The sequence below is a fragment of the Paracoccus sp. SCSIO 75233 genome (genome assembly GCF_027912675.1).
Taxonomy (GTDB): domain Bacteria; phylum Pseudomonadota; class Alphaproteobacteria; order Rhodobacterales; family Rhodobacteraceae; genus Paracoccus.
Map to the genome: position 1 here is coordinate 2,580,896 of NZ_CP115757.1, position 23,658 is coordinate 2,604,553.

The window sequence follows — 23,658 nt, forward strand, 5'->3', positions numbered from 1 at the left end:
TTCGAAGCCGGATATCAGCCGCCGAAAAGCTCAGCGAATTTCTCCTTGTTGGCCTGATCGTCGGCCATCAGCTTATCCGCGTCGAGCGGCATGATGTTCAGGGCTTCAAGTGCCGGATATCCCTCGGGCGGAGAAACCCCCTCGATGATCGGGAAGTAGCCTTGCGCCACCGACTGCTCCTGCGCCGTCTTGGACAGCTGCCAGTCAACGAACGCCTTTGCGGCTTCTTCGTTATCCGTGCCCTTGACGATGGCGACAGGCTGCGTGATCGCGCTGACGCCCTGATCCGGCCAGACGAAATCGACGGGCGAGCCATCGGCCTTGGCGTTCATGGCCATGTATTCGATGATGATGCCGTACGCCTTCTCGCCGCGCGCCACGGCCTCGATCACCGTGCCGTTGCCCTGACCGGCAACCGCACCGTTGGCGGCCAGCTCCTCATAGAAACCCCAGCCGAGATCGGGCTGCTGGGTCACGGTGCCGACATGGATCACGGCAGCGCCGGAATAAAGCGGGCTGGGCATGATCAGCGAACCGGCCACCTCGGGCGCGCGCAGATCGTCCCACGAGGTCGGGGCCTGATCGACCATGCCGGTGTTATACACGATACCCGTGGTGATCAGCTTGGTGCCGAAGAACGTCTTATCCGCATCGACGACATCGGCGGGGATACCGTCCAGGGGCGCATCCGCATAAGCCAGCAGCCGGTCGTCATTCTTCAGCTGCGTCATCGCCACGGCATCCGCGATCAGCAGAACATCGGCCGGGGTCGACCCGGCGGCGAATTCGGCCTGCAGCTTCGACATCAGCTCCGTGGTGCCGGTGCGGAAGATTTCGACCTGCACATCCGGGTAGTCGGCATTGAACGCCTCAACCACGGTCGCCATCTGCTCCTGCGGCTGAGAGGTATAGACGGTGATCGCCCCGGAAGGCTGCGCCAGAACCGGAGACGCCATCGCGAATATGGCAATCGCGGCGTTGCGGAAACTCTTCATCTCGTTACTCCTGTATCGGATTTACCTGCCATGCCTATCCCCCGGGTTTGAAACATTCATGACAGTTCCATTGCCCCGATATTCGCGACCACAAGACCAGTTCCGCATTTTCCATCCGGCGATGCGGTTGGTCGGTCAGATAGAGGTGAATTTCACGCGCAACACCCGAATGCGCGACGATCAGGGTGGGTTCGTTCAGATGCAGGCCCTCAAAGGCAGCGATAACGCGCGCGCGAAAATCACCGGGACTTTCACCACCGGGCGGCGTTTCGTCGCGTCTGAGAACCGATCTCGGCTGCCCTTCCCACGCGCCCCAGTTGCGTTCTTCCAGCCCGGACACCAACTGCGGCTCAATTCCGGTAACCCTTGTGACAGAAGCTGCAGTCTGGCGGGCGCGCAGCAGCGATGAGGTAACGATCTTCCGGATATTCGTCCCACGCAGGAATTCTGCCGTTCTATCCGCCTGTTCTTCGCCCACGCGGTTCAGCGGCAGATCGGTGCTACCGCAGATGATGCCCCGAGCATTGGCCTCCGTCTCGCCGTGACGCATGAACAGAAATCCATTGTCAGGAACGATCACCACTCTATCACTCCGGTATTGACCCATCCGGCTTCCGGGATCGCGGCAGACAGCGCCTCGCGCGCGGCCTTCGGCGCAAAAGCCGCCAGCACTCGTTTCGCCCCGCTGCAGGACAAAAGCCGCCGGATGGTGATCAGATCGGGATGCACATTCCACATCAGCTTTTGCGCGAGGCCGTCTTCAACCCATGTCCCGGCAGGGGCGCCTTTCGACAAATGGCCGGTGAAGATAACCGGCACGTTTCCGGTCCCGATCGCGCGCAGCCCCAGTTCCGCAGACATGCCGCTGCCGCAATTTGCGCCAGCAGCAATCATGACGCCACTGAGCGGGCTGTCGGAAGTCAGCGGTCGCGCCGCGTGCAGAAGATGGCGCAGCGCCTCGTCACTGCCGGGCGCAAGCCATTCCGGGAAGCGGCACATTACCTCGACGACCCGGCGAATATCGTCACAGATCGCGATGTCTTTCCCCGCCTGAAGGCAGGCCAGCGCAATTTCCACACCCCGCCCTGCTGGCTGAACGGGCAACAAGCACGGACCATCGCCGATCGCTGCAAGCAAGCGCGCCCGCTGCGCCGGAATACTGTCCGTTTCCGCGCCATAGGAGCAGTCCAGAACGGCAACCTCCGCCATCGGCGGATCGCTGGCGGGAAACAGGCCGGTCCCGTCGGCATAGTCGCCGCTGTAAAAAACGCCCTGAGCGCCGCCTATCCGCATCCAGACCGCCCCGGGCGCATGGCCGGAAGGGCCGGTTTCGACATCCAGCCCCGCAATCCTTGCGCTTTGGGGCAGATCATCCGCATCGCGCAACACAGGCAGATCGGCCAGCGCCCGGACCGGCGCAGTCGCATGGACGGGCGGATTTCCGACCCGGTCCAGCCAATCAAGCGAACCGATATGATCCCCATGTCCGTGCGAGATCAGAACCGCATCAACCGATCCAATCCCGTCGAGGTCCGGTCGACGACCTGCATCCGGCCCTTTCCCCATGTCCAGCAGAAGCCGCGATCCATTGATCTCAAGCAGGAAGCAGGCAGGCCCCTTGGCGTCAAACCCGCCCAATGCCGTCAGCCGTTTCACGCTGGCTCCCGATGTCTGTCGGCGGACATCGCGACATCAGCTTTCGGGTGCGCGGCGCCCCCTCGCGGCAACACCCAACCACCACGCAGCCGGACCCGTATCGCCTCGCCTTGTTTCGCGGGGCTGTCGAGCCGAACGGGAAGCGTATCCGCCTCCGGCAGCGCGTCCAGCAGAAGCTCGGCAACATGGTATCCGTCCTCGAACCGGACCGACGCCACGGTCGCAGCAATTCCTTCCGATCCGATGACAAGATCGCGGGCATGAACGCAAAGCCAAGCGGGGCCGCGGGCCACCAGACCGGGCACGACAACGGGCACATCTCCGATACGGATATGGCAGTTCCCATCAGTATCCCGCTGCGCTACCTGAACCGGCAAGGTCCGCCCGTGCCCGACAAATCGCGCCACCATCGGTGAGGCCGGACGGTCAAACAACTCCATCGGTGCGGCAAGCTGTTCCAACCGGCCGCGATCCATCACACCAACCGTATCCGCGACCGCCATCGCCTCATTCTGATCGTGGGTCACAAAGACCATCATGCAGCCGGTCGCGGCGTGTATCCGCCGGAATTCGGCGAGCATGGACTGACGCAGATGCGCGTCCAGATTGGCCAGCGGTTCGTCTAGCAGCAGAATACGCGGCTGCGCGGCAAGGCTGCGGGCCAGGGCGACCCGTTGCCGCTGCCCGCCGGACAAAGCATGGGGTTTGCGATCCGCCATTGCGGACATGCCGACCATGCGCAGCGCATCGCTGACACGGGCATCGCGTTCGACCCTTGGAAGCTGGTTCAACCCGAAAGCGATATTCCCGGCAACCGTCATATGCGGCCAGAGGGCATAGGATTGGAAAACCATACCCAGACGGCGCTTTTCGGGGCCGACGAAGTGACCGGGTCCGGCGACAAGTTCTTCCCCCAAAGTGATCGTGCCGCTATCGGGCCGCTCCAGCCCTGCAATCAGTCGCAAGAGCGTCGTCTTACCGCAGCCAGACGGACCCAGCAGGGCGACAAACCGGCCCGAACCCAGTTCCGCCGAAACATGATCGACGGCTTTGGTCTGCCCGAACTGACGGAGTAGTTTATCGAATTTGATATCGGCCATGATCGCTGAATACAACGGAGGCATGATGGAAATGTGACGGCACTGGCGGCTAAGGCGGGACGTTCTCGCGCGGCGGCATCGACCCTTTTAGCCCTGCTTCTCCCCGGTAACGGCGATGACCGCAAGGCAGTCCCCGCTTTGCACCAGCCCGGGGAAATGGCGCGCGGCAAGAATGCCATCACGATTGGCGGTAACCTCTACCGGCTCCACGCCAGAGCGGTCCGGCGGCCAGATGCGGGCAAGGGCCTGACCCGATTTCACCTCATCGCCCAAATCGACGAGCGGATGCAGAAGGCCATCGCGCGTGGCAAAGTGGAAGCAGTCATCACCGGGCATATCGAGCATGATGCTGTCCGCCGTCTCGACCTCTCCGGCGAGGATCCCCGCATGGCACAGCACATTCCTCGCGCCGCGAATGGCGATCTCGGCGGAGCGTGCCGTTGCCGTTCCGCCGCCGCCAAGCTCCGTGGTAACAAAAACCTTGCCCTGTTCCTCGACAGCAGTATCGAACATGCCGACGCTGTCGATCTCCAGCATCATCATCGTATAGGGCGCGCCAAAGGCCTGCACCGCCGCCACGCATTTCGCCTGCTGGTCCTTGTCATCCAGATAATGTGCCGCCGCATAGGGCAGGAAATCCAGCGTCTTGCCGCCGGAGTGATAGTCCAGCACCAGATCCGCCATCGGCACTAGAACATCGTTGAAGTAATTGGCGATCTTCTGGCTGGGCGTGCCATCGGGGCGGCCCGGAAAGGCGCGGTTCATATTGACCTGATCTATCGGGCTGACCCGTGTGCCTGCACGAAAGGCCGGATAGTTCAGATAAGGCACGATGATCACCCGGCCCGAAACCTGCTGAGGCTCGATCTCCCACGCAAGCTGTTGCAGGGCAATCGGGCCTTCGTATTCGTCACCGTGGTTGGCGCCCGTCAGCAGCGCCGTGGGGCCGTCGCCGTTCGCGATCACCGTCAGCGGGATCATCACGCTGCCCCATGCGCTGTCATTGCGGGAATAGGGCAGGCGCAGGAACCCATGCGCCTTGCCCTGCCCGTCCAGCGGGATCGTCGGGCGGATCGGGTTCGCGCTCATTCCTTCACCAGCATCTTTCGGGGAAGCGCGCAGAACATTTCCGGCGCGCCCTCGGTGATGATGATGGATTCGGTGGTCTCATAGCCCCAATCCTCCATCCACAGGCCGGTCATGAAATGGAAAGTCATGCCCGGCTTCAACTCGGTCCGGTCGCCGCGGCGCAGGGACATCGTGCGCTCGCCCCAGTCGGGCGGATAGGACAGCCCGATGGGATAGCCGGTGCGGTTGTCCTTCACGATGCCATAGCGGTCCAGCACGGTGAAAAACGCCGCTGCGATGTCTTCGCAGGTATTGCCCGCGCGGGCGGCATCTAGCCCGGCCTCCATGCCTTCCAGCACGGCCTTTTCGGCGTCGATCATCTTTTTCGGCGGCTTGCCGAGGAAGATCGTTCGCGACAGCGGGCAGTGATAGCGCTGATAACAGCCGGCGATCTCGAAGAAGGTGCCTTCATCGGGCTTCATCGGCAGATCGTCCCATGTCAGATGCGGCGCGGCGGCATCCGGCCCCGAGGGCAGCAGCGGCACGATGGCCGGGTAATCGCCGCCATGCCCCGACCATTCATCATAGCGCAGGCCCGCATCATAGATCTCGGCCACCAGATCGCATTTGCGCATCCCGACCTCGACCTTGTCAGCGATGCGGCGATGCATGCGTTCGACGATCCGGGCGGCCTTGCGCATATAGCCCAGCTCTTCGCCGGATTTCACCGCGCGCTGCCAGTTCACAAGACCGGTCGCGTCCAGAATCTCGGCCTCGGGCAGACCATAGGTCAGCCGCTCATGCGCCTTGGCGGAATACCAGTAATTGTCCATCTCGACGCCGATAAAGCCGCGATGCCAGCCCCGGTCGGCCAGTTGCGCCCAGAGGTAATCCATCGGGTGCCGTTCAACCGACTGCACATAGTAATCGGGATAGCCGATGATCTGGTCATCGCTCATCCAGACGGTGCGCAGCGCGCCATTCGCGTCCTGCCCGCGCCCGAACCAGATCGGCTGGCCGGTCGGGCCGACGATCACGCATTGATGGACATAGAAGGACCAGCCGTCATAGCCGGTCAGCCATGCCATGTTCGACGGATCGCTGACGATCAGCAGATCCAGCCCCAGCTTTGCCATGCTTTCGCGGGTCTGGCGAAGGCGGCGCTCATATTCGGCGGTCGAGAATCTCTCGGGTGTCCTTTGCAGTTCGGGCATTCACGGTTCTTTCGAAAACGCGGCAAGCGCGTGGGTTGCGATGGCGGTGTCCTGTACGCCGGTGCCGGTCAGATCAGCGATGGTGATCTGATCGGGATGGGTGCGGCCGGGATGTCGGCCGATGATAATCTCGCCAAGCTCCGGGATCTCGGTCGTATCGGCGATCAGACCGGCGTTCAGCGCCGCCTGTAATTCGCCCAGAGACTGCGTTTGGCTGACCCGGTCAGCGACATAGAGATCGGCCCGGTCCAGACAGTGCGGGTCCAGTTCGTTCTTGCCGTCCTGGTCGCTGCCCATAGCCGTCACATGCTGGCCAGCTTGCAGCCAGTCAGCCTTGAGGATCGGCTGGCTTGCCGGTGTCGTGGTGACGATAATATCGGCGAAAGCGGCTGCCTTGGCGGGGTCAGGTTCGGCGCGAACGCTCAGACCATCGCCGTTCATCTCCGCTGCCATCGCCTGCGCCTTTGCGGGATCGCGGGCCCAGATCACGGCCTCTGCAATCGGGCGCACCAGCCGCAGCGCCCGCAACTGCAGGCGTGCCTGCAAACCAGCACCGAAAATCGCCGCCCGCGTCGCGTCCGAACGCGCCAGATGTTTCGCGGCAACGCCCCCGGCGGCGGCGGTCCTGACATCGGTCAGATAACCATTATCCAACAGTACCGCCTGTACCCGCCCGGTCTCACTCGACAACACCACCATCATCCCGGAGGTGGACGGCAGACCCTTCGACGGATTGTCAAAGAAACCGGGGCTGATCTTGACCGCGAATCCCGGCAGGCCCGGAACATAGGCGGTCTTGACGTCCACCTCGCCATTCACATCCGGCATATGCATCGACAGGACCGGCGGCATCTCCACCCCGCCTTCCGCCAGTCGGGCAAACGCGGTTTCGACCACCTTGATCGCGGCGTCATCCAGATGAACGCGTTCACGAAGGCGGTCTTCGTGGAGGATCAGAATATCGCTCATCTCTCACCCTTCACGATGGCCTCATGCAGCGACGGATCAATGTTCTGGCCAGACAAGATCAGCACCAGCGGACCCCTTCCCCTCAGCTTGTTCGCCAGGATCGCGCTCGCCCCCACGGCAGCCGCGCCCTCGACCGTCTCACCATCTTCTACAGCGAGATGCCGGATGCCAGCGGCAATTTCGGTCTCGGTCAGCAAAATCAGATCGTCCATGAGGTCACGGACCATCGGGAAGGTGAAACGATTATCCAATCCGATCCCGCCACCAAGACTGTCGGCAAGCGTCTCCAACTCCGTCACCTCGACCGGTTTTCCCGCGCGCAGGCTTTCGGCCATTGCCGCGCCGCGTTCCATGCTGATCCCGATGATACGGATATCAGGCCGCAGCGATTTCGCCGCCAATGCGACCCCGGCGAGCAGGCCGCCCCCGGACAACGGAACCGCAATCGCGGCGGCATCGGGCATCTGGTCCAGGATTTCCAACCCGAGCGTTCCCTGCCCTGCGATGACATCGGGATGGTCGAAGGGCGGGATCAGGGCAAATCCTTCCTCCCGCTCCAGCCGCCGCGCCTCTTCAAAGGCGTCATCCTGACTTTCGCCGATCACGCGCGCTTCTGCCCCAAGCGCTTCAATCGCATCCAGCTTGTTTTGCGGCACCAGCTTCGACACACAGATCACCGCTGGCAACCCCGCCTGCCGCGCCGCGTGAGCCAGCGCACGGCCATGATTTCCCGTGGAGGCCGTGGTGACCCCGGCAACATTGCGAAGCCGGGCGACCGCGTTCGACGCACCGCGCAGCTTGAACGCCCCGGTTATCTGCTCATGCTCGCATTTCAGCCAGACCGGCCTGCCCGCCACCTGTGACAGGCGAAGGGATGATCTGAACGGTGTGACGCGCACCATATCACGGATACGTTCCGCCGCGCCGCGAATATCATCCAGCGAGACTTCAAATGACTTCACCATGTACGCACCCCGAACAAACTCCCCGGCCCGTCAGCCGGGATCTGCGCCTGATCCAGCATCGCCCAAAACATCGCCAGGTTAGAGCTGATGACGGGCTTTCCCAATCGCGCTTCGATGCGGTCAATGACGGAAACGGCAGGCAACGCGGTACAGGAAATAAACATGGCCTCCGCATCCGGGTGATCGGCAGCGGCAGCAAAGTCGATGATGCGGTCAGCGGGCTGGAAGGCCATATCCCGATCATCCTCGAATTCCATCGAATGGCGCCGCAACACCGACAGGCCGTGCGCCTCGAAGTGGTCTCCGACCAGATCCGCCGTCGCCGCAAGATAGGGCGTCATCAGTGCGATCCGCCCAACCCCGAGCGCCGCAAAGCCACGCAAAGCCGCATTTGCCGGAGTCGTCACCGGCGCACGGTCACCCAGCAATTTCTGCACCTGCTCACCCAGCACAGCCGAGGCTGAGGTGCAGGCAAAACCGATACCGGCCAGTTCGACCCCCGGCACCAGCAGATCAACCGCATCGCGCAGCCGCGGGCCGGTTTGCAGCAGGTTTTCCCGTGTCGTCGGGTTGTCGAACGCAATGCGCGTGACATGCAGGCGGCAATGAGGCGGCAACAACCGGACGGCGTCGCCCTCCGTCGTGAGATCGGTCGCGAGGGTGATCAGGCCGAAGCGGGGATGCTCGGGGTCGCGCCACATCTTTGCTGCGTCCCGCCTTACACGACCAGCACCGGAACATCGGCAAGTCCGGTCACCTTGTGGCTGACCGAGCCGAGCAGATACCCTTCTGTCGCGCCAAGCCCGCGTGAGCCGACAACAATCGCATCGCAGCCCTTTTCCTTGCCGAACGAGATGATCGTCCGCGCCGGCTGACCCGCCTTGATAAAGGCGCTGACATTTTCGACGCCGGCTTCCTTTGCGTGTTTCTTGGCAAAATCCGCCGCCTCCCGCGCCGTTTCGCGCATCTCCTGATCGAGATTGCCGCCGCGCTCGATATTGCCGCGTACCATCGACAACGAGGCCTCCAGCATCGAATGATGACGATACACGGTCAGGATCACCAGATGTGCCTGACACAGCTTCGCCAGTTCAATCGCCTTGCCAAGCGCCCGCCACGCGCCATTGGATCCGTCATAGGGCACAAGAATTTTCTTGAACATGCAGCGTCCTTATTCCGCAAAGGCGAGGTCACGCAGGAACAGCGCGATCTGTGGGAAGAAGATCAGCAAGACCGCAACCGCCAGCAACATGAAAATGAAGGGCGGCGTGCCTTTGACAACCTCGGTATAGGGCCGTTTGAACACAGCAATCGCCGTGAAGATGTCGCATCCGAAAGGTGGCGTCGCGCTGCCGATGGCAACCTGCAGCGTGATGATCGTCCCGACCAGCACCGGGTCAAGGCCGACATTCTGCACCACGGGCGCGAAGATCGGCACGAGGATCAGGATGACCACAATCGGATCGACGAACATGCAGCCGACAAAGAACGCGATGGAGATGGTGAACAGGACCCCATACTGCCCCATCTGGTCGATGCCGATACCGGCCAGCACCTGCTGCGGGATCTGCGCGAAACTGATGACGTAGGAAAACGCCGCACCTGCGCCGACCAGAATGAACACGACAGCCGTAATCAGCCCGGTCGATTTCGCCGTCGAATAAAGCTGCTTGAAGTTCATCTCCCGGAAAACGATCATTTCAAGGATCAGGGCATAAAGGACACATGCCGCAGCCGCCTCGGTCGGGGAGAAAATCCCGCCATAGATCCCGCCAATGATGATCGCCGGAAAACCCAGCGGCCAGAGCGCGCGCTTGAACGCCGTTCCACGCTCGGCCCATGTCGCCTTGGGCTCGACCGGCACGTTGTTCCTGACCGCATAGAAATAGCTGTATAAGGAGAACATCAGCAGGATTAGAAGCCCCGGCCCGATCCCCGCGATAAACAGTTCCGAAATCGAGGTGCCGGAGACGACACCGTAAATGATCATTCCGATGGAGGGCGGGATCAGGAACGCAATGTCAGAGGCGTTCACGATCAGCGCCAGCACGAAGCTGTCATTATACCCCGCCTTCAGCATCCGCGGGCGCAGCGGACCACCGACGGCGACCACGGTCGCCTGGGTCGATCCCGAGACCGCGCCGAACATTGTACAGGCCCCCGCAGTCGATATTGCCAGCCCGCCTTTCAAATGGCCGACGAAAGCCATCACCAGATCAATCAGCCGGTTCGCAGACTGACCCCGCGTCATGATGTCGGCGGCAAAGATGAACATCGGCACGGCGATCAGGCTGGCCGGACGAATCCCGGCGAGGATCTGCTGCACCATCGTATCCAGGTTCCCAAAACCGCCGAAAAGCGCGACGAACCCGATCAGCGACCCGGCGATCAGCGGGATCATCATTGGAAAACCAAGCAGAAGAAGGACGATCATGGTCCCGAAGATTGCCCAGGTCATCGCTCAGACCTCCTCTTCCGCAGTGTCGTCGTAGCCCTCAAGCGTGCTGGTCGACAGCCAGATATCCTTGTCGATCAGGTTCTTGATGGCGGTCAGCGCGTATTGCACGCCGGTCAGGAAAAACCCCAGCGGGCTCCAGACGATGATCCACCATTGCGGGATCTGAAGCGCCGGCAGCAACCGTCCGCGCGATGCCTGCTCCGTGACGTAAACAAGCGCGTACCATGTCAGCAGGAACATTATCGCCGCCGTAACGGCAGCAATGATGACCATCATCATCTTGCGCATCCTGAACGGCATGGCGTCGAAAAAGGCGGACATGCGGATATGCCTGCCATGACGCGCGGCGTAGGAGATTCCGGCGAATGTGATCAGGATAATGAGCGCCTGATTCAGCTCCTCCGAAAAGAAGATCGTCTGCCCGATCACCCGCCCGACGACATTCGCCACCGTATTCACAGCCATCAGCAGAACGCCGAGGGCCAGCAAAACCGCCTCGATCCGGGCGATGGCAACGTCGATCACACCCAAGAAGCCGGGCAAGCCGGACACATATTTGGAATCGTCGATATCGTCATCGACAGCAGTGGTTTCGGCCGCGGCAATAAGATCGGGGTCGGGATCAGGGGCGTGCTTGTCATCGAGCGTCATGCCGCAATGCCTCACTGGTAACGTATTCGAAGCTACTCAAAGACCCGGCGGGCGCGCGCGCCAGCCGGGCCGGTTCAGGTGATATGAAGCTCAGTTGGCAGGAGCTTCTTCACCTTCGGCAGCGGCTTCGCCGGCATCCGCACCACCAGACGCAGCAGCAAGGTCCGCCTTCATCTGATCGAGGATCGCCTGCGCCTGATCGCCACCAATCTCAAGGAACTCAGCCTCAACCGACGCCGCCGTGTCCTTGAATGGCTGGCGCTCTTCCTCGGTCAGCGTGGTGATGGTCATTTCAGGTTTCGCATCCTGAATTTTCTGAAGCGATTCCTCCGTCAGACCATCCTGATATTCAAGGATATAGTCGAAGGCGGCCTGCGTGGCGTTCTGCACAACTTCCTTGTCCTCATCGGACAGCCCGTCATAGAATTCCTTGTTGGCCATGACAGCGGTCGTGAAGTTGTTGTGACCCGCACGGGTGATGTGATCCGTCACCTCATACATCTTCGTCGATTCCACGAAGAAGGCCGGGTTTTCCTGACCCTGAATGATACCCGTCTGCATGGCGCCGTACACCTCGCCCCACGGCAGCGGGGTCGGCGTCGCGCCGAATGCCTGATAGCTTTCGACGATCAGCGGATTGGTCATGACCCGGAACTTGACCTCGTTCAGGTCCTCCGGCGATTTCACCGGCTCCTGCGTGGTCATCACGACCTCGCCTTCCGGGAACATGGTCAGCAGCTCAAGCCCCTGCTCCGCGTAAAGCGGCGGGAACATCTCCTTGATGGCCTTGGAGTTGCGGAAGAAGCTGAACAGCGCGTCCTGATCTTCCGGCAGCAGATACGGCACGAAGAACACCTGCGCCTCCGGGATCAGCGCACCCGTGAAGCCCGGCGACTGGTCAACGAATTGCAGGATACCCGACTGGGTCTGTTCCATGATGTCAGCCGATTCGCCCAGCGTACCGAAGGGATAGAGTTCGACCGTATGATCGGAATTGGCTTCCACCTCTTCCTTGAATTTCTGGGCATAGATGCCCTGCACCTCTTCGAGAGCCTCTTCGAACGCATAGCGCCAGGTATCTGCCGAAGCACCGGCGGTTCCCAGCAGAAGCGCGGCGACACTGGCGGCTGTGAGGGTCTTGTAGGTCATATTCTCTCCTGTTGACGGTCCGCCCGGCATCGTGCCGGGGACCTCGGGTTTTATTGACCCGGCCGCTCCGGCCTGGTGACCGGGGGGACTGGATCGTCACACCCCCAATCAGGTCAATTCTTGAATTCAAACCATCGCAATTCAGCTGTGGCCTGTCAAACAACCAGATTAACGGCGCAGAGTTCCGGGTTTCTCGCGGCGCGCAATCCAAGCCAAATTGCCCCGCATTGACAAAGCCCTGTGCCGCGTGAAGATGCCCGACATGAACGCGCCGCGCCTTGATGACCGGGATATTGCCATCCTCGCGACCCTCTCCCGTGAGGGCCGCATCGCCAAGACCGACCTTGCCGCGCGGGTGAACCTGTCACCGACGCCTTGCTGGGAACGAATGAAGCGGCTGGAGAAGGCCGGGTATATCAGGGGCTATCAGGCCGAGATTGACCTCGCCACGCTGGGTCCGCATGTGCAGGTCTTCGTTACGGTAGAGCTGGAAAGCCACCGTGCCGAGAGCTTCCAGACATTCGAACGCATCGTCGCCGCCATGTCCGAGATCACAGGCTGCTGGGCGATAGGCGGGGGATATGACTATCTTATGCAGGTTGTCACCGTGGACGTCGCTGCGTTTCAAACACTTATGGACGGGCTGTTGGAAAGCCGTGCCGGTGTTCGCCGCTACTATAGTTATATCGTGACCAAGCCGGTGAAGAACGTCTCCCCCGCATCCGCCCTTCTCCACCCGTAGGGTGCGCTTCAGCGCACCCTACGGGAACTGGACGGCACGGGAAAACTTCTCTGCCGGAGCGGCGCATAAAAGAAATATCCTCTGCCGCAGCCCCAAACTTCAGAGAAACTCCCTCCTCTCTCAGGTCTAGTCTGGCGATGACAAGGAGGTGCGCAATGCTCGACGACCCGAAAACCGATCTGGCTGGGCAACTGGCTGACAAAGACCTGCTCTGTAGCACCGGCGATTTCGCGGGCGAGGGCAGGTTGGCCGTGCGCGACCCGGCGACCGGCAATATCGTCGCCAAGGTCACAATGAGCGGCGCGTCTGACGCCCGCGCGGCGGTTGACACTGCCCAGCACGCTTTTCCCGGCTGGTCGGGCATGCTGCCGCAGGACCGCGCCGCAATCCTGCATCGCTGGCACGATCTGATCATTGCCGCAAAAGAGGATCTTGCGAAGATCATGGTGGCCGAGCAGGGCAAGCCGGTCAGCGAAGCTCGCGGCGAGATCGATTATGCCGCCAGCTTCGTGCAGTTCTACGCCGAAGAGGCGCTGCGCCCGAATATCGAAGGTATCACCAGCCACCTGCCCGATGCCGAGATGGAGCTTTGGCGCGAACCCGTGGGTGTCGCAGCCCTGATCACGCCGTGGAATTTCCCTTGCGCCATGATTACCCGCAAGGCAGCGGCGGCTCTGGGTGCGGGCTGCACAGTCGTGATCCACCCTTCGGCGGAAACGCCGCTTTCAGCACTCGCCCTGACGGTGCTGGCACGGCGGGCCGGGTTCCCCGATGGCGTCTACAACACCGTCATCGGCGACGCCGCAACGATCGTGGGCGAGTGGACCACCGATAAACGCGTGCGCGCACTTTCCTTCACCGGCTCGACCGAGGTCGGGCGGCTGCTCTATCGGCAGTCGGCGGATACGGTGAAACGGCTGGTGATGGAGCTGGGCGGTCATGCGCCGTTCATCGTGTTCCAGAACGCCGATCTGGATCGTGCGGTGTCCGAGGGCATCAAGGCGAAATTCGCCACCTCCGGTCAGGATTGCCTCGGCGCGAACCGGTTTTATATCCATCGCGATATTTATGACGCGTTCTGCGCCCGCTTCACAAAGGCAGCGCAGGCGCTCAGCCTCGGACGCGGGATGGACGACCCCGATATCGGCCCGCTGATCCATGACCGCCAGATCGAAAAGCAGAAAGCGCATGTGCGGGATGCTTTGGACAAGGGCGCGAAGCTGCTGACCGGGGGCGAGGTGGAGGAGAAGCTTGGGCCGCTGTTCTTCAAGCCGACCGTGCTAGCCGACGTGCCGGATGATGCGGCGATCATGTCGGAGGAGACATTCGGCCCGGTAGCGGCGCTCACACCATTCGACAGCGAAGACGAGGTTTACCGCCGCGCCAATGACAGCGAATACGGGCTGGTGGCCTATGTCCACAGCCTTGACCCGCGCCGCATCTATCGCGCCACGCGGGCGCTGCAATACGGCATGGTTGCCGTGAACCGGACCAAAGTCACCGGCGCACCCATCCCCTTTGGCGGGATGAAGCAGTCCGGCATCGGGCGCGAAGGCGCACGGCAGGGCCTCGAAGCTTTCACGGAAATCAAATATGTCTGCCGTGACTGGGGGTAAGCAAACGTTGACGGATGGACAACACACAAGGCCCGGATCAAGGACATCGGCCCGCTGTCGGACACTGACCCGCTGCCCGAATAAAGTTTGAACGAAGAAGGAACCAAAAATGCTGACCAATGACGAACTCGCCAAATGGGACCGCGAGAACTTCATGCACCCCTCGACCCATCTGTCGCAATTCGCCCGGGGCGAGGCGGCGCAGCGCATCGTGACCGGCGGCGAGGGCGCGTTCATCACCGACCGCGACGGCAACCGGCTGCTTGATGGCTTTGCGGGGCTGTATTGCGTCAATGTCGGCTATGGCCGCACCGAAATCAGCGAGGCGATCGCGAAACAGGCGCATGAGCTGGCCTATTATCACGCCTATGCCGGCCATGGCTCCGAGGCCAATATCACCCTGTCGAAGATGGTCATGGAGCGAGCGCCCGAAGGCATGGCCCGGGTCTATTTCGGGCTGGGCGGCTCGGACGCGAACGAAACCAACGTCAAGCTGGTCTGGTATTACAACAATATCCTCGGTCGGCCCGAGAAGAAGAAGATCATCAGCCGCTGGCGCGGTTATCACGGATCGGGCCTTGTGACCGGCAGCCTCACCGGGCTGGAACTGTTCCACAAGAAATTCGATCTGCCGCTGGCGCAGGTGATCCACACCGAAGCGCCCTATTACTTCCGCCGCCCCGACGCCGCCATGTCCGAGGCCGATTTCACCGCCTATTGCGTGCAGAAGCTGGAAGAGCTGATCGAAGCCGAGGGCGCGGATACCATCGCCGCCTTCATCGGCGAGCCGGTTCTGGGCACGGGCGGCATCGTACCGCCGCCGGAAGGCTATTGGGCGGCGATCCAGAAGGTGCTGGACAAGCATGACATTCTGCTGATCGTCGATGAGGTCGTGACCGGGTTCGGGCGGCTTGGCACCATGTTCGGCTCCGATCACTATGGGCTGAAGCCGGATCTGATTACCTGCGCCAAGGGGCTGACCTCAGCCTATGCGCCCTTGTCCGCGACGATCGTCGGGCAGCGCATGTGGGATGTGCTGATGAAGGGCGCAGATGAATTCGGCGTGCTGGGCCATGGCTGGACCTATTCGGCCCATCCCATCGGTGCCGCTGCGGGCGTCGCAAACCTCAAGCTGATCGACGAGCTTGGGCTGGTTAAGAACGCGGACGAGGTTGGCAGCTATCTGACCAAGGCGATGCATGATGCCGTAGGCGATCACGCCCATGTCGGCGAGGTGCGTGGCGAGGGGATGCTGTGCGCGGTCGAACTGGTCGCGGATCGCGAGAAGCGCGAGTTCTTCCCCGCGTTCGAGGGCAAAGGGGCCAAGGTCGTGGGCGCAATGGCAAAGCGCGGCGTGATCTCGCGCGCCATGCCGCAGGGCGATATTCTGGGCTTCGCGCCGCCGCTATGCCTGACGAAGGACGAGGCCGACCAGATCGTCGAGGCAACGAAAGCTGCCATCGAAGAAATTCTCGGCTGAGGCCAAACCAAAATCCAAAGACGTGGCGGGGTTCTTTCCCGCCACTTCTTATTTGCACATGCCCGGCCCACGCCTGACACTGGTGCCGCGTCGATTTTAGCGCTAACTGTTTCAAGCAAGGACGTCTGGTTGGGACGCTTCATGAAAACTGCGAGGTGATTGGAATGGCGGATGCACCGAATTATGGCCTGATCGGGCTTGGGACAATGGGCGCGGCTCTGGCGCTGAACATCGCAGAAAATGGCTATCCCATTGCCGTGTATAACCGAACGGCGGAGGTCACCGACGATTTCATCCGTAACGCCGGCGATCTTGCCTCGCGCTTGACGCCGACGAAGTCTCTGGAAGAATTCGTTCAGTCCATGGCCACGCCGCGCACCGTTATTCTGATGGTCCCCGCCGGTCCGGTCGTGGATCAACAGATAGAGGCGCTGCGTCCGCTTCTTTCGAAAGACGATCTGATTATAGACGCTGGTAACGCGAACTTTGCCGATACGCAGCGCCGCTTCGCTGCTGCTGCGGACCAGCCTTATGACTTCATGGGCATCGGCGTTTCCGGCGGGGAGGAGGGCGCGCGTCACGGACCGTCAATCATGGCGGGCGGCGAACCCGCACAATGGGATCGCGTGGGCGAAATGCTTGAAGCGATTTCCGCGAAATACGAAGGGCAGCCCTGTGCCGCGCTTATGGGCAAGGGCGGGGCGGGCCATTTTGTGAAGATGGTCCATAACGGCATCGAATACGCCGATATGCAGATGATCGCAGAATGTTACAGCCTGATGCGCGACGGCCTGGGTTTCGGCACCGATCAGATCGCCGCCACGTTTGAGAATTGGAACGAAGGCCCGCTCTCATCCTATCTGATCGAAATTTCAGGCAAGGTCGCGCGCGCGACGGACCCAATCTCCGGCGGGCCAATGCTGGACGCGATCCGCGATACGGCCGGGCAGAAAGGCACAGGCCGCTGGACGGCGATCGAGGCCCAGCAGCTTGCCGTCCCCGTCCCCGTGATCGAGGCAGCAGTCGTTGCCCGGAACCTGTCTTCGCGGTTCGACGCGCGGCAGATGGGGGCGGATGTCTTCGGGACGATGCCACAGGCAATTTCCTCAGATGGCATCGATACGGCCACGCTTGAAAAGGCGCTTATTGCGGGAAAGATCCTTTGTTACGCACAGGGTTTCGAAATGCTCTCAAAGGCTGCCAGCGAATATGGCTGGTCCCTGCCCATGCCGACAATCGCGCGGATATGGCGTGAGGGCTGCATTATCCGGTCGGCCATGTTGAACGATATGGCGAAGGCTCTGGAAGAGGCACCCGAGGGAAATCTCATCTTCGCCGAGCCGTTCACGACAATGCTGCGCGAGAACGAGGCTGCTTTGCGTGACATCGTGATCGCGGGCTTCCGCGCCGGCATCGCCGTGCCAGCACTCGCCGCCGGGCTGTCTTGGTTCGATACGATGCGCACGCGGCGGACCCCGGCCAACATGATTCAGGCGCAGCGGGACTTCTTCGGCGCACATGGTTTTGAGCGGGTTGACGGAAAAGACGCCCCGCATGGACCTTGGGGCAGCAAGGGCTGACATTGCGGGGGCGGTATAGCCAGAGAAACCGCTACGGCATTGTTTGGCACCCGGGTTTCCCCCCCGCTTTAGCCGGGCCTCAGTCCGATTGTCCGGCCAGGACCACGGCGAGATCGCGGTCCTGCCAGTCTGACATCGCCTGTTTTCCCGCACGATCACGCATTTCGGGCCATGCCGGATCTCGCCCGAAGCGCGTATCGAGCCTGAACATCAACGCACGGGAAGCACCGTCCCCCGCAGCGGCAGCGGATGCCGCCAACCGCCAGGCCTGCGCGTAGTTGCGGGGGGTCCCCTCGCCCCGTTCAAGAACCAGCGCTGCATCACGCAGCGAGGCTATCGATGAGAAGACATCCTCAGGCAAATCGGCATTGACCGTATTTTGTGCGCCGATAATCGCATCAGCGGTCAGACGCGTCTCGATTAGGTCCAGCAATGAAACCGCGCCAGCGGCGCCCGCCTCCGCAGCTTGCAGACTCAGCAGATAGGCCCCGGCCGGATCGGTATCGGCGATCAGTTCCGCGTGTTTCAGCACCGCGACCGGATCATCAAGTCCGGAGAGTATGTCGATTGCGCGCGCCTTATCCTGCGGAATACCGCGCCCCTCTGCCAGCGCCAGCCCCAATGCGAGCGGGTCAGAAACGGCGTCGGGGCTCGCAATAAGATCAACCGACGGACTTGGGTCTGTGTTCGAGAAACGCGGATCGAGCAGAGAAATCAACTGCTCGGCGCCGTTCAGCGTTGCGCCATCAATTTCAATCGGCGCATCCGGCCGGATTTCGACGGTCACGCGTCCCGGATCGGCAAGAAAACCCTGCAGCACCTCCGCGAGCGCAAGTTGAAAATCATGCAGCTCCGTTTCAGGTGGCGCGACGACGATCTGCGCCTCTATCGCATCCGGGCTCAACGCATCGGGCGGAAGCATGGGCTGAATACGCTCCCATATGCCCAGATCTTCTGCCGAGACATGGGCAGATCGCAGGATCGCACGGATCGGCACTTGCTGCTGCGGGACATCGTTGAAAAGCGTTTCGGGGTCCGGACCAGCGTTCGGGTCATCGATACCGGGCACCAGAAAATCGGTATTATCGCCGCCGGACAGCTCCTCAAGGATATATGGCATGTAGACGGAGAAATAATCGAAATCAGCGCTGGCATCGATTCGGGCAATCTCCGGGCTGACGGCCTCGATATTCGTGATCATCTTGCCGCTGCCGGTTTCCTGATAACTGTCGACCGAAAGCGACTGAAGCATAATTTCCGGCCTGCCCGTGACGATGCCAATCATCGCCGCGCGCGGCCCGAAGCAGTTATTCGCGATACTCAGATCGGAGATATTCATGCGCATCTGGGTCTCTTCCGCGCCCCAGAACCGATAGCCGGTCAGCAAAATCTGGCCGACCGAGGCCCGACAATCCTGATTGCCGCCAATCGAATTCAGTTCAAGATCGCGCATGACAAGCGCGCCGCGATTCGCGTCGATCTGCAATGATTCGTAACGCACCTCAGCGACCAACCGGGCGTAAGTCACAAGGATGCGCACCAGCCCGCCCACAAGGTTTTCGGTGGAAAAAGGCCCATCCCCAGATGGTTGCTGTAACGCTGTCTGGGCTGAAACCGCCCCGGAAACCGGCGCTGACACAGCGATGCCAAGCGCGACAATCTTCGCCAGGTTTTTCATAGCAATCGGTCCCCTTTTTGATCGCGGCTTGCCGCCACTAGAACGCAAAGCGGCGCGCTGCATCAAGCCCAAGTTATCTTCAATTAGATGTATTCTTCCGCGCGGTCGGTGATGTGTGCGGGCATAGCCTTCGCAAACACAACTTAACCAAGCATGGCCCCCATTTCATGCAGTTTCCGAACGCTGAGTGACCACGCAAAGCTGCCATTTTTCCGGATCATATGATGTGATCCGCTTCGGAGAGGGGGTTCTTTTTCATGGATCGCTCTCCCGAAACCATATCAGCCTGACCGCGACCAGAAATCGCCCCCCATTTTGCCTGCTGTTGCCGGGCCTAAGTGTTTCGCTTCAAAACCTGCGGCGAACCCGAGAATATCATTTTTGATCGCTGTCAGAAAGCGCCTTTCTTTGTTTTTCTTGATGTGGCCGCACGGACATACCTATCTGATAATCAACAAAAAATTTGCATTCATCTATTATTTCCGGATCAGGCCAGATATTAAACAACCATTGGTTGTATTTGGAGTAGGATTTTAAGTTGGAAGACGTTAGGGAAGAGGGGCAAACGACCACCGAGCACGCGATTGAGCGGGTCCGCGAAGCCATTCTATGCGGGGAAATTCCGCCCGGTGCGCGACTGCATCAGGTTTCGTTGGCCGAAAGGTTTGGCATCTCGCGCACCCCGCTGCGCGCAGCATTGGTGGCGCTCAGCCATTCGGGGCTGGTTACCTATGAAAGCAACCGAGGTTACCGCGTCCGCGAGCTTTCACGGGAGCAGTTGAACGACGCATTCATGATTCGTGCGGAGATCGAAGCTCTTGCCTGCCGGCTTGCGGCAAACCGCATCACTGCGGACGAGGTGCACGAGCTGCATCAGCTTGTCGATGAGGGCGAGAATTTTCTCGAATCCGGGCATCTTCCGCAGGACAAACAGGTTCCCTATCAGAAGAACAACTCACGCTTTCACACCCTCATTCAGGACGCGGCGCGATCCCCGTGGGTGACGGAATTCGCCAGTAGCCTCAGAAATGTCATGCTCAGTTCCGACCGGACGGTACTTTGGAACGACTTTCACCTTCTGAAACGCATGCAGGACGATCATCGCCGCATCGTCCGTCTTCTTGAGACCCGCGAGGCACAGAAGGCGGAGAATGCGATGCGGGAGCATGTCATTTTCGCGCAGGAGCAGATGCTTTGCGGCTTCAGGATGGAGCAGAGCCTGAGAACCATGGCGGAGACTGACGCTCTGGCGCAGATGCCGCCGGAGCAATAGCGAAGCGCGATCAGCGATCACCGTCGAAAGGGCGAATCGTGATATCTGCCGCCTGAAGCGCGTCCTTGACGGCGCGCGCAATGGACAGCGCCCCTGGGTTGTCGCCATGCAGACAGATCGTGTCGATCCGGGTCGGCACTCTCTTGCCGGAAGCAGCAATGATTGCGCCCGTGCGCACCATTTCTACGATCCGCGGGGCGGCAACATCAGCATCATGGATCAGCGCATGGGGCTGGCTGCGATCGACGAGGGTTGCGTCATCATTATAGGCGCGATCGGCGAATATCTCACAAGCGAGGCGCGCACCCAGATCCCGCGCCGCTTTTTCCTGTGCCGTCCCGGCCAGCACGACCAGAATGATCTCCGAATCGACCGAAAGCGCGCCTGCGTAACAGGCCCGCGCCAGAAGTTCATCGCGGGACGCCATATTGGCAATTGCGCCGTGCAGCTTAAGATGCCTGACCGCGCCACCCGACGCACGCGCCATGCCCTGTGCCGCGCCGAGTTGCCAGCGAACCAGATTCGCAGCGCTCTCATATGGCAGGACCATATTGCGCCGACCGAACCCCTGGAGGTCGGGGAAGCCCGGATGCGCGCCGATTCCGACATTGTTCGCGACGGCGATCCGCATGGTTTCGGCCATGACATCCCAGTCACCTGCATGAACGCCACACGCGATATTTGCGGAGGAAATCACCTCCAACAGAGCTTTGTCATTGCCCATTTGCCACGGGCCAAAGCTCTCGCCCATATCGGCGTTCAGGTCGATGCGAAGCGCGCTCATGAAATCTCCTCCGGGTGATGAACGTGATCGGGAAAATGATCCGGGCGGGCGGCATCTACCACCCCGCTGATCAGATTAAAGCTCAGCAGATCGGCCATCTGCGCCGGATCACGACGCCGGGGACCGATACGCCCCCTGAGATCGCCCAGTTCAGCAGCATGCGCCTGCATGATCCGCAGTGCGGCATCGCGTTCGATCAGACGGATGCGCAGCCCTGTCCCCGGCGGCGCCTGCGCGACAATCGGCAGATCGCACGGCAGCACTGTTGCTATGCGGGGATAGCCGCCGGTTGTCTGGCACTCCGCCATCAGGACGAAGGGCGTACCGTCGCCGGTCACCTGAATATCGCCCGGCTGAACGATCTCGGACAGGATATTCAGCCCGCCCGGTGCAGCGAAGCCTTCCGCCCCGTCCAGATCGAGCCTTACGCCCATCCGGTTCCCGTGGCTGTCGCGGCGAAACTCGACCTGCTGTAACCGTGCCACCTGCTCCGGCGGATAAAGCCGGGTCTGCAAGCTTTCGACCGCGCGGATCTCACCCCCCTCGAGCCGTGGCAACGGGTCTATGACAAGATCGACGGTGCTGCCCCGATCCTCACCCAGCCTTAGCTTTTCGCCTTCCTGCAAGGGGCCACCGATCCCCGCAGCGAGATGGGCCGAACGTGCACCGAGCCATTCCTCCGATTCAATGCCGCCGCCGAAATGGAGATAGCCAAATCCTCCGGCCGGGCCGGGCGTAATCCCGATCACGGCCCCCGCCGGGACGAGATGGCTGCCATGCCAGGCAAGGCCACGACCACCCCCGGCACCCTCCAGCCGCGCGCGCATCGGTGCGCCGGTCAGGGCGATGCGGCATGCCCGCTCACAACGCAGCTTCAGGGAGCCCGACATCAGTTCAATAGCCGCCAGATCCGCGTCCTGCCCTAGCAGGGCTGCGCCCTCGGCCATCGCGATCGGGTCCGCTGCCCCGCCACGGGAAATACCTTGCGCCAGCCAGCCCGGGCGACCGCTATCCTGAACCGTGACGGTCCCTTGGGCAGAAACGACCTCGACCACGCTCATTCGGCCGCCCCAATGACAGCGCCGCCCCTCGGGTCATCCCAGAGCGGTTGCAATCGCGCCGGACTCACTGGCTCGAACCGCAGCGAGTCGCCGGGGCGCAGCAGGAACGGGTCTTTCGCTTCGGGCTGGAACAAGCGCATCGCTGTCTGGCCCACATGCCGCCATCCGGTCTGCGTCTCGACCGCGAATAACACAAATTGCCGGATTGCGAGGCCAAGGGAACCTACCGGAACGCGCGGATTAAGATTCCGTTGGCGGGACAGGTCCCATATCTCAGGAAGTTGCCCGATATATGGCTGACCGGGGGCAAAACCGATTGTCAGAACCCGCAACTCAGCATCACAGATGCTGGCGATGGCGGCGTCACGATCCCGGAAGCCCGCTGCTTCGGCAGCCTCGTCAATCTGCGGCGCAACCTCCGGATCGAAACAAGCCGGGATCGTCAGGCAACGCCGGTCCCGCGGCAGATCAGCCTTTTGCCAATCGCGCGCGGCCAGCATCTCCGCCAACTGGTCGCGCAACGCCTCGGGCCGCACGTCCGCCGGGTCAAAGCGGATAAGGGTGGAGACCAGCGAGCTTGCCGTCTCCACCACGCCCGGCCATGCGCCGCGCTCGATCTCGGCGCGCAGAGACAGGGCGGCGCGATTGGCAGTGTCATCAAATTTCTCCGAGAACGACACGACAAGACCATCAAGCCCGGAAAACGCGATCCGCGGGAAAGCCGGTTCCGTCATTGTCGCCAGCCAGATGACGGGCAATCAACGGCATCAATGGCCTCAGCGCACCCAAATCCTGAAAGATCATTCTTCCGCAAACGGCCCATAATCCCCTCTCTCCGCAGGATCGCAGATTGCCGCAGTGGCGCGTCCGGCGCAATCGTTGCAATGCCGACCATTTTATCCAATTACGGGTTCCTGTCTGCGAACAGCCCCACCAACCCGCGAAAACGCCGCACCCGACGCGAGGTTAGAGACTTGACCGCTGGCCGCCACTGCCCCATTGAGACCGGGCTCAGGTCCGGCGTTAGCGCGTCGGTGAAAAAGGGAACACGGGCCGGACATGTGCCGAAACCGTGGCTGCCCCCGCAACTGTAAGCGGAGAGCGACGCCGGAACACCACTGGGGCAATCCCCGGGAAGGTCGGCGGAGCCGTGACCCGCAAGCCAGGAGACCTGCCCGGGCGATCACCCTTTTCGTGGTGCGGGGCGCGCCAGGGAAGC

22 protein-coding genes and 1 riboswitch are annotated in these 23,658 nt (G+C 61.5%); of the genes, 5 read left to right on the top strand and 17 right to left on the bottom strand.

Features of this window, described 5'->3' with window-relative positions:
- Positions 1-14: 14 nt before the first annotated feature.
- From PAF12_RS12585 to dctP, 13 genes are all read right to left on the bottom strand, one after another.
- Positions 15-995, bottom strand: a complete 981-nt coding sequence (locus tag PAF12_RS12585) for an ABC transporter substrate-binding protein (RefSeq protein WP_271107303.1) — start codon at positions 993-995, stop codon at positions 15-17.
- Positions 996-1,029: 34 nt separating this feature from the next.
- Positions 1,030-1,578: a histidine phosphatase family protein gene (locus tag PAF12_RS12590; RefSeq protein ID WP_271107304.1), complete on the bottom strand. Its 549-nt coding sequence runs from the start codon at positions 1,576-1,578 to the stop codon at positions 1,030-1,032.
- The gene (locus PAF12_RS12595) at positions 1,572-2,651 is read right to left on the bottom strand and encodes an MBL fold metallo-hydrolase (RefSeq protein ID WP_271107305.1); all 1,080 of its coding nucleotides are present in this window, start codon (positions 2,649-2,651) and stop codon (positions 1,572-1,574) included. The genes PAF12_RS12590 and PAF12_RS12595 overlap by 7 nt, the downstream gene beginning before the upstream one ends.
- Complete coding sequence (locus PAF12_RS12600) at positions 2,648-3,751, bottom strand: ABC transporter ATP-binding protein (RefSeq protein WP_271107306.1); 1,104 nt, start codon at positions 3,749-3,751, stop codon at positions 2,648-2,650. Before PAF12_RS12600 ends, PAF12_RS12595 begins: the two co-directional genes overlap by 4 nt.
- A gap of 87 nt (positions 3,752-3,838) precedes the next feature.
- Complete coding sequence (gene doeB / locus PAF12_RS12605) at positions 3,839-4,840, bottom strand: N(2)-acetyl-L-2,4-diaminobutanoate deacetylase DoeB (protein ID WP_271107307.1); 1,002 nt, start codon at positions 4,838-4,840, stop codon at positions 3,839-3,841.
- Entirely contained in the window at positions 4,837-6,033 is a 1,197-nt protein-coding gene (gene doeA / locus PAF12_RS12610; RefSeq protein ID WP_271107308.1) for an ectoine hydrolase DoeA, read from the bottom strand. Before doeA ends, doeB begins: the two co-directional genes overlap by 4 nt.
- Positions 6,034-7,002: a cyclodeaminase gene (locus tag PAF12_RS12615; protein WP_271107310.1), complete on the bottom strand. Its 969-nt coding sequence runs from the start codon at positions 7,000-7,002 to the stop codon at positions 6,034-6,036.
- The gene (gene eutB, locus PAF12_RS12620; protein ID WP_271107311.1) at positions 6,999-7,967 is read right to left on the bottom strand and encodes a hydroxyectoine utilization dehydratase EutB; all 969 of its coding nucleotides are present in this window, start codon (positions 7,965-7,967) and stop codon (positions 6,999-7,001) included. Before eutB ends, PAF12_RS12615 begins: the two co-directional genes overlap by 4 nt.
- A complete protein-coding gene (locus PAF12_RS12625; protein ID WP_271107313.1) occupies positions 7,961-8,668 on the bottom strand; it encodes an ectoine utilization protein EutA in 708 nt (235 codons plus the stop codon). Before PAF12_RS12625 ends, eutB begins: the two co-directional genes overlap by 7 nt.
- Positions 8,669-8,685: 17 nt before the next feature.
- Complete coding sequence (locus PAF12_RS12630; protein WP_271107314.1) at positions 8,686-9,129, bottom strand: universal stress protein; 444 nt, start codon at positions 9,127-9,129, stop codon at positions 8,686-8,688.
- Between the two features lie 9 nt (positions 9,130-9,138).
- Entirely contained in the window at positions 9,139-10,425 is a 1,287-nt protein-coding gene (locus tag PAF12_RS12635; protein ID WP_271107315.1) for a TRAP transporter large permease, read from the bottom strand.
- 3 nt (positions 10,426-10,428) lie between these two features.
- Entirely contained in the window at positions 10,429-11,076 is a 648-nt protein-coding gene (locus PAF12_RS12640; protein ID WP_271107316.1) for a TRAP transporter small permease, read from the bottom strand.
- 90 nt (positions 11,077-11,166) lie between these two features.
- Positions 11,167-12,225 carry a TRAP transporter substrate-binding protein DctP gene (gene dctP, locus PAF12_RS12645; RefSeq protein ID WP_271107318.1) on the bottom strand — a complete coding sequence of 353 codons (1,059 nt, stop codon included), beginning with the start codon at positions 12,223-12,225 and terminating at the stop codon, positions 11,167-11,169.
- 262 nt (positions 12,226-12,487) lie between these two features.
- Here dctP and PAF12_RS12650 point away from each other — a divergent pair, with 262 nt between their 5' ends.
- The 4 genes from PAF12_RS12650 to gndA all read left to right on the top strand — a co-directional run bounded on the left by PAF12_RS12650 (position 12,488) and on the right by gndA (position 17,643).
- Positions 12,488-12,967 carry an Lrp/AsnC family transcriptional regulator gene (locus PAF12_RS12650; RefSeq protein WP_271109704.1) on the top strand — a complete coding sequence of 160 codons (480 nt, stop codon included), beginning with the start codon at positions 12,488-12,490 and terminating at the stop codon, positions 12,965-12,967.
- Positions 12,968-13,122: 155 nt separating this feature from the next.
- Positions 13,123-14,583 carry an NAD-dependent succinate-semialdehyde dehydrogenase gene (locus PAF12_RS12655; protein ID WP_271107320.1) on the top strand — a complete coding sequence of 487 codons (1,461 nt, stop codon included), beginning with the start codon at positions 13,123-13,125 and terminating at the stop codon, positions 14,581-14,583.
- Between the two features lie 109 nt (positions 14,584-14,692).
- On the top strand, positions 14,693-16,063 hold the full coding sequence (locus tag PAF12_RS12660) for an aspartate aminotransferase family protein (RefSeq protein ID WP_271107321.1): 1,371 nt from the start codon (positions 14,693-14,695) through the stop codon (positions 16,061-16,063).
- A 164-nt stretch (positions 16,064-16,227) separates the two neighbouring features.
- The gene (gndA, locus tag PAF12_RS12665) at positions 16,228-17,643 is read left to right on the top strand and encodes an NADP-dependent phosphogluconate dehydrogenase (protein ID WP_271107322.1); all 1,416 of its coding nucleotides are present in this window, start codon (positions 16,228-16,230) and stop codon (positions 17,641-17,643) included.
- Between the two features lie 79 nt (positions 17,644-17,722).
- On the opposite strand, the gene PAF12_RS12670 is transcribed toward gndA, so the two are convergent.
- Positions 17,723-19,321 (bottom strand): hypothetical protein, encoded by a 1,599-nt coding sequence (locus PAF12_RS12670; protein ID WP_271107323.1) that lies wholly within the window; start codon positions 19,319-19,321, stop codon positions 17,723-17,725.
- A 538-nt stretch (positions 19,322-19,859) separates the two neighbouring features.
- On the opposite strand from PAF12_RS12670, the gene PAF12_RS12675 reads away from it, so the two are divergent.
- Positions 19,860-20,594: a GntR family transcriptional regulator gene (locus PAF12_RS12675; protein WP_271107324.1), complete on the top strand. Its 735-nt coding sequence runs from the start codon at positions 19,860-19,862 to the stop codon at positions 20,592-20,594.
- 10 nt (positions 20,595-20,604) lie between these two features.
- Here PAF12_RS12675 and pxpA read toward each other — a convergent pair whose 3' ends face one another.
- From pxpA to PAF12_RS12690, 3 genes are read right to left on the bottom strand one after another with little or no spacing between them, the layout of a single operon-like run.
- The gene (gene pxpA / locus PAF12_RS12680; RefSeq protein WP_271107325.1) at positions 20,605-21,378 is read right to left on the bottom strand and encodes a LamB/YcsF family protein; all 774 of its coding nucleotides are present in this window, start codon (positions 21,376-21,378) and stop codon (positions 20,605-20,607) included.
- A complete protein-coding gene (locus tag PAF12_RS12685; protein WP_271107326.1) occupies positions 21,375-22,439 on the bottom strand; it encodes a biotin-dependent carboxyltransferase family protein in 1,065 nt (354 codons plus the stop codon). Before PAF12_RS12685 ends, pxpA begins: the two co-directional genes overlap by 4 nt.
- On the bottom strand, positions 22,436-23,173 hold the full coding sequence (locus PAF12_RS12690; RefSeq protein WP_271107327.1) for an allophanate hydrolase subunit 1: 738 nt from the start codon (positions 23,171-23,173) through the stop codon (positions 22,436-22,438). Before PAF12_RS12690 ends, PAF12_RS12685 begins: the two co-directional genes overlap by 4 nt.
- A gap of 262 nt (positions 23,174-23,435) precedes the next feature.
- Positions 23,436-23,633, top strand: a riboswitch (cobalamin riboswitch).
- Positions 23,634-23,658: the final 25 nt, after the last annotated feature.